The organism is Frankia sp. CeRuru1, from assembly GCF_977966315.1.
Window position 1 is genome coordinate 16,637 of record NZ_CDWWEW010000040.1, and the last position, 5,280, is coordinate 21,916.

Below are 5,280 nucleotides of genomic sequence, written 5' to 3' on the forward strand. Positions count from 1 at the left end.
GGCATGGGGCGCCGTGCGGGGTTTCCGTCACCTCGCCTTCGGCGTTTGGGACTACGGGAGGCGATGCTGTGGACATGCAGGATGCCCAGCCGGGTCAGCCCGGCACCGGGGACGTCGGCGGCGACCCGTCCGGGGACGGCCACGACTCTTCCCCGGGCGGCCACGGCGGTTCCGGGTCCGGGCGCGTCGGTCCGCGGCCGGCTGCCCGCATGCTCGCGGTGGTCGCGGTCGCCGCGGCGCTCGCGGCGCTTGTGTTCGCCCTCGCGGACCCCTCCCCCTCCCGGCACATGCGTGGCCTCCTGATCACGGTGAACCTCGTCTGCCTCGCCGGGGTGTTCACGGCGTGGCTTCGCGTGGTTCTCGTGGTCGGGGCCGCCAGGGCCCCCGGAGGAATCGAGTAAGCTCGGCTGGACATACCGTGCGCCGGCGTACGTGTGTCCATCCGCTGGTCCAGGCCGACCACTCGTCATGATTGGTCGGTGCGCTTCCGGGTGGCCCTCGTGCACTGATGATCGTCCGGATGTGCTGACGGGCGGTCCCCTCTCGGATCCATCGCGTCGAGCACGTTCGAGACGGCACAGGTTCCGGTCGCGGTCCCTCCTGCCGCGGAAGATCCGTGGCCGCCAGAGTCCACAGGAGGTGGGTTCAGTCTTGGCACGTCATTATGAGCTCATGGTGATCCTCGATGCTGACCTCGAGGAACGCACCGTCGCGCCCTCTCTCGACCAGTACCTCGGTGTCGTCCGTCAGGGCGGCGGCGTGGTGGAGAAGGTCGATGTCTGGGGCCGGCGCCGGCTCGCCTACGAGATCGCCAAGAGTTACGAAGGCATCTACGCCGTCATCGACCTGCATGCGGAGCCCGACGTCGTCGCCGAGCTCGACCGTCAGCTCGTCCTCAATGAGTCGGTCATCCGCACCAAGGTCATCCGGCTTCCAGAGCCGAAGAAGCCACGTCAGAGCCGCCGGGCGGCGGCGTGATCCGGTCCGCGGCGACGGCAGTCCCCGTGCCGTCGTGGGCCGCCGATCTCCGGGAGAGTGCCCATGGCTGGTGAAACCGTCATCACTGTCGTCGGCAACCTAGCCAACGACCCCGAACTGAGGTTCACCCCGAACGGTGCCGCGGTCGCCAGCTTCACCGTCGCCTCCACGCCGCGCACCCTCGACCGCCAGACCAACGAGTGGAAGGACGGCGAGGCGCTGTTCCTGCGCTGCTCCATCTGGCGCCAGGCGGCGGAGCACGTCGCCGAGTCGCTGCAGAAGGGCGCTCGGGTCATCGTCACCGGCCGCCTCAAGCAGCGGTCGTTCGAGACCCGCGAGGGTGAGAAGCGTACCGTGATCGAGCTCGATGTCGACGAGATCGGCCCGAGCCTGCGCTACGCCACCGCCAAGGTCGTCAAGGCCGCGCGCGGCGGTGGTGGCAGCAGTTACGGGGGCGGTGGCGGAGGCGGCTACGGCGCCCCCCCCGGCGCCCCCGCCGGTGTTCCCGCGGGCGCTCCGGCCGGCAGCTACGGCGGCGGTAGTGGTGGAGCACCCATCGATGACCCCTGGTCGCAACCGGCCGGCGGCTACTCCGACGAGCCACCGTTTTGAGCGGCCGGTCGTCGTCCTCGCGAACGACACAACGAGGTAGGAGCACACCCATGGCCAAGGCGGCCGTGCGCAAGCCCAAGAAGAAGGTTTGCGTTTTCTGCAAGGACAAGGTCGACTACATCGACTTCAAGGACACTTCGCTGCTGCGCAAGTACATCTCCGACCGGGGCAAGATCCGGGCCCGTCGGGTGAGCGGTAACTGCAGCCAGCACCAGCGCGACGTGGCGACGGCGGTGAAGAACAGCCGCGAGATGGCGCTGCTGCCCTACACCGCCTCGGCCCGGTAGGGGGTGGTGATGAAGCTCATCCTGACCCAGGAGGTCCCCGGTCTCGGTAGCCCGGGTGACATCGTGGAGGTCGCGAACGGGTACGGGCGCAACTACCTCGTGCCCCGCCGGTACGCGATCCTCGCGACCAAGGGCGCGGAGCGTCAGGTCGAGCAGATCAAGCGGGCCCGGTCGGCCCGCGCGGTCCGCGATCTCGGGCACGCTCAGGAGATCGCCGGTCAGCTCGGTGGCCTCAAGGTCGAGCTGACCAGCCGGGCGGGCAAGGAAGGCCGCCTGTTCGGTTCCGTAACGGCGGCCGACGTGGTGGAGGCGGTGACCGCCGCGGGTGGCCCCGAGCTCGACCGGCGCCGTGTCGAGCTCACCACGCCGATCAAGTCCCTGGGCGCCTACACCGTCGCCGTGCATCTGCACCCCGAGGTGACCGCGACCGTGAAGCTCCAGGTCACGCAGGCCTGACCAGGGCTGGGCGGGCCTGATCGCGGCCGGATGGGCCCGAGGCCGGGCGGGTCTGACGGCGGCGTCCGCCGTTTCTCCCGCTGTACCGCCGCGCTCGCTGTACCGGCTCCCCTGGCCGACCGTCTCAGGCGGCCGGCCAGGGGAGTTCGTTGTGCGTGGGGCAAGGGGCGACGAGCAGATCCGAAACTTTTTCTTATCCACAGGGCACTCGCGATGCGGGCGCCTGCCAGCTGGGTTTCGTCGAGGCTGTGGTCTCGGGTGTCCACAGGTTTCCGGTTTCCGTCCCGATGTCCTCCCCAGGTTCCGGCCGGTTGCCCACAGCTTTTCCACAAGGGCCTGTGGATAACTTTTTGGTGGGGGTGCCCGCCGGTCCGTAAGGTCGGACCCTCCAGACTGAGGAAGGTACTTCTAGCCTGATCGGGCCAGGTCTCCTTCGGTGACGCGGGCGGCGCCCGGCGAGAGGCTCACCGGAGGCCGCCCGCCCGGTCCCTGCTGGGAGCTCCCGGCTGACCGGGGGCGGAGCGGTCCGTTGACAGCGATTCCGATCTGTACGAACATACGTTCGAATGCGGGTCTACGGGAGTCCCGGGAGGGTGCGTCGTGAGCGTCACCGAGATCTCGCGTGGTTCCGGTGGGAGTACGGAGTTCGACCGGACTCCTCCGCACGACCTGCCCGCCGAGCAGAGCGTGCTCGGCGGCATGCTGCTGTCGAAAGACGCCATCGCCGACGTCGTCGAGGTTCTGCAGACGGGTGACTTCTACCGTCCCGCGCACGGCCTCGTGTACGAGGTCATCGGCGATCTCTACGGCCGGGGGGAGCCTGCGGACGTCATCAGCGTCGCCGCCGAGCTCGGCCGCCGCGATCTGCTCGAGCGGGTGGGCGGTCCGGCCTACATGCACACCCTCATCTCGAGCGTGCCCACCGCGGCCAACGCCGGGTACTACGCCCGTATCGTCGCGGAGAAGGCGGTCCTGCGCCGCCTCGCGGAGGCCGGCACCCGCATCGTGCAGCTCGCCTACGGCGCGGCTCCGGACGTCAGCGACGTCGTCGACCGCGCCCAGGCGGCCGTATACGAGGTGACCGAGCGCCGGACGAACGAGGACTACCTGCCGCTGGGGGAGCTGCTCAACCCGGCGCTGGAGGAGATCGAGTCCATCCAGGGGCATGACGGTTCGCTGACCGGGGTGCCCACCGGTTTCGTCGACCTCGACGAGCTGACCAACGGCCTGCACGGCGGCCAGCTGTGGATCGTCGCGGCCAGGCCGGCCGTGGGCAAGTCGACCCTCGGCCTGGACTTCGCCCGGGCGGCGTCGATCAAGAACGGGATGGCGTCGGTCATCTTCTCGCTGGAGATGAGCCGCATGGAGATCACCATGCGGCTGTTGTCCGCGGAGGCGCGGGTGTCCCTGCAGAACATCCGCACGGGCCGGCTCACCGATGACGACTGGGGTCGCCTGGCCCGCCGGATAGGCGAGGTCGCGGCGGCCCCGCTGTTCATCGACGACAGCCCGCACCTGACGATGATGGAGGTCCGGGCGAAGGCCCGGCGGTTGAAGCAGCGCAACGAGCTGCGCCTGGTGATCCTCGACTACCTGCAGCTGATGTCGTCGCCCAAGAAGGTGGAGAACCGTCAGCAGGAGGTCAGCGAGATCTCGCGGTCGCTGAAGCTGCTCGCCAAGGAGCTCGACGTTCCGGTGGTCGCCATCTCCCAGCTCAACCGCGCCTCCGAGCAGCGGGCCGACAAGCGTCCCCAGGTCTCCGACCTGCGCGAGTCCGGAAGCCTGGAGCAGGACGCCGACGCAGTGATCCTGCTGTACCGGGAGGACACGGTCGAGAAGGAGTCGGCGCGTGCCGGCGAGGCGGACCTCATCATCGCCAAGCACCGCAACGGGCCGACCGGCACCGTCACCGTCGCCTTCCAGGGCCATTACTCACGGTTCGTCGACATGGCGAACTGAATTCTCGGCCCGGGGGCGGGACGAGGCCCACGGGTGGAGAGCGCCAGCGGCCCGGCGGCGGGCCGGGTGGGCGCCCGGGTGTGTTTGGCGTGGTCATGGTCCATGTTGGCGGACCGCGATCTTCCGATGGTGCCAGACTGGGCGGTATGAGTTTCAGGATCATCCATGGCGAGTGAGGGGCGGGACGGCGGGCAGCCCGCCGGAGCGGTCCTCGAAGTCGCCCGGTTCGACATCAAACCGGGCAGCGAAGACGATTTCGTCGCCGCGTATCACGGGGTGCGTGCGGAGCTCGTCGGCACGCCGGGCTGTCGTTCCGCGCGGATGACCCGGGGGGTCGAGTCACCGTCGAGTTTCGTGCTGCTCGTCGAGTGGGACAGCCTGGACGCCCATCTGACGAACTTCCGGGAGTCGGAGCGGTTTGCCCGCTGGCGCGCCGCCCTCGGCCCGTACTTCGACGGCACCCCGACGGTGGCGCACAGCGCGGACGTCCCCGCCGGTCCCGACCCGGCCTGACCCTCGACGACCGCCGGACTTCTGATCATGACAGCGTTCTTCGGGTACCTGTTTTTCGCGCCGCTCACGGCGCTCTTCTTCGGTTTCCTCATCTGGCTGGTACCGGCGATCCTGCTTCGGAACACGGACGTGGTGAGCCGGCTGAACCTGCGGCCCTTCGCGTTCTTCGTCACCGGCTACGTCTTCAGCGGGCTGATGGCCCTCTACCTGCTGGTGCTGGACGCCGGCCACGACGTCGCGCCGGCGGCCGGCGCCGTCGCATCCCTGGCCCTCGTCTGGGCTGTCCGGCGGCAGTGGCGCCGGCACCGGCCACTGGGCACGCGGCAGGTGGCGAGCATGCGCCGTGACGGCCCGGTCCAGCCGGGGCAGCCGGGTTATCCCGGTCCACCGGTGCCGTCGGGTTATCCGCATCAGCCCGGCCACCCGTACCCCCCCAGGCCGCAGACCGGGCCGGTCGCGCGAGGTCCGTCCGGGT

At 69.6% G+C, this 5,280-nt stretch carries 7 protein-coding genes and 1 pseudogene; all 8 read left to right on the forward strand.

Going from position 1 to position 5,280, the window contains the following annotated elements; genetic code table 11:
* The first annotated feature begins 74 nt into the window (after positions 1 to 74).
* Positions 75 to 401, forward strand: coding sequence for a hypothetical protein (locus tag AC08OP_RS05170; protein WP_476613152.1), 327 nt, complete (start codon positions 75 to 77; stop codon positions 399 to 401).
* Between the two features lie 250 nt (positions 402 to 651).
* Positions 652 to 978 (forward strand): 30S ribosomal protein S6, encoded by a 327-nt coding sequence (gene rpsF, locus AC08OP_RS05175; RefSeq protein ID WP_476592884.1) that lies wholly within the window; start codon positions 652 to 654, stop codon positions 976 to 978.
* Between the two features lie 63 nt (positions 979 to 1,041).
* Positions 1,042 to 1,590, forward strand: coding sequence for a single-stranded DNA-binding protein (locus tag AC08OP_RS05180; RefSeq protein WP_476613149.1), 549 nt, complete (start codon positions 1,042 to 1,044; stop codon positions 1,588 to 1,590).
* Between the two features lie 50 nt (positions 1,591 to 1,640).
* On the forward strand, positions 1,641 to 1,877 hold the full coding sequence (gene rpsR, locus AC08OP_RS05185; protein WP_011438874.1) for a 30S ribosomal protein S18: 237 nt from the start codon (positions 1,641 to 1,643) through the stop codon (positions 1,875 to 1,877).
* Positions 1,878 to 1,886: 9 nt separating this feature from the next.
* The gene (gene rplI, locus AC08OP_RS05190; protein WP_011438873.1) at positions 1,887 to 2,333 is read left to right on the forward strand and encodes a 50S ribosomal protein L9; all 447 of its coding nucleotides are present in this window, start codon (positions 1,887 to 1,889) and stop codon (positions 2,331 to 2,333) included.
* A 600-nt stretch (positions 2,334 to 2,933) separates the two neighbouring features.
* Positions 2,934 to 4,292 (forward strand): replicative DNA helicase, encoded by a 1,359-nt coding sequence (gene dnaB / locus AC08OP_RS05195; protein WP_476613150.1) that lies wholly within the window; start codon positions 2,934 to 2,936, stop codon positions 4,290 to 4,292.
* 165 nt (positions 4,293 to 4,457) lie between these two features.
* On the forward strand, positions 4,458 to 4,805 hold the full coding sequence (locus AC08OP_RS05200) for an antibiotic biosynthesis monooxygenase family protein (RefSeq protein WP_476613151.1): 348 nt from the start codon (positions 4,458 to 4,460) through the stop codon (positions 4,803 to 4,805).
* 27 nt (positions 4,806 to 4,832) lie between these two features.
* Positions 4,833 to 5,280, forward strand: a pseudogene (locus tag AC08OP_RS05205) (hypothetical protein); the annotation flags it as partial.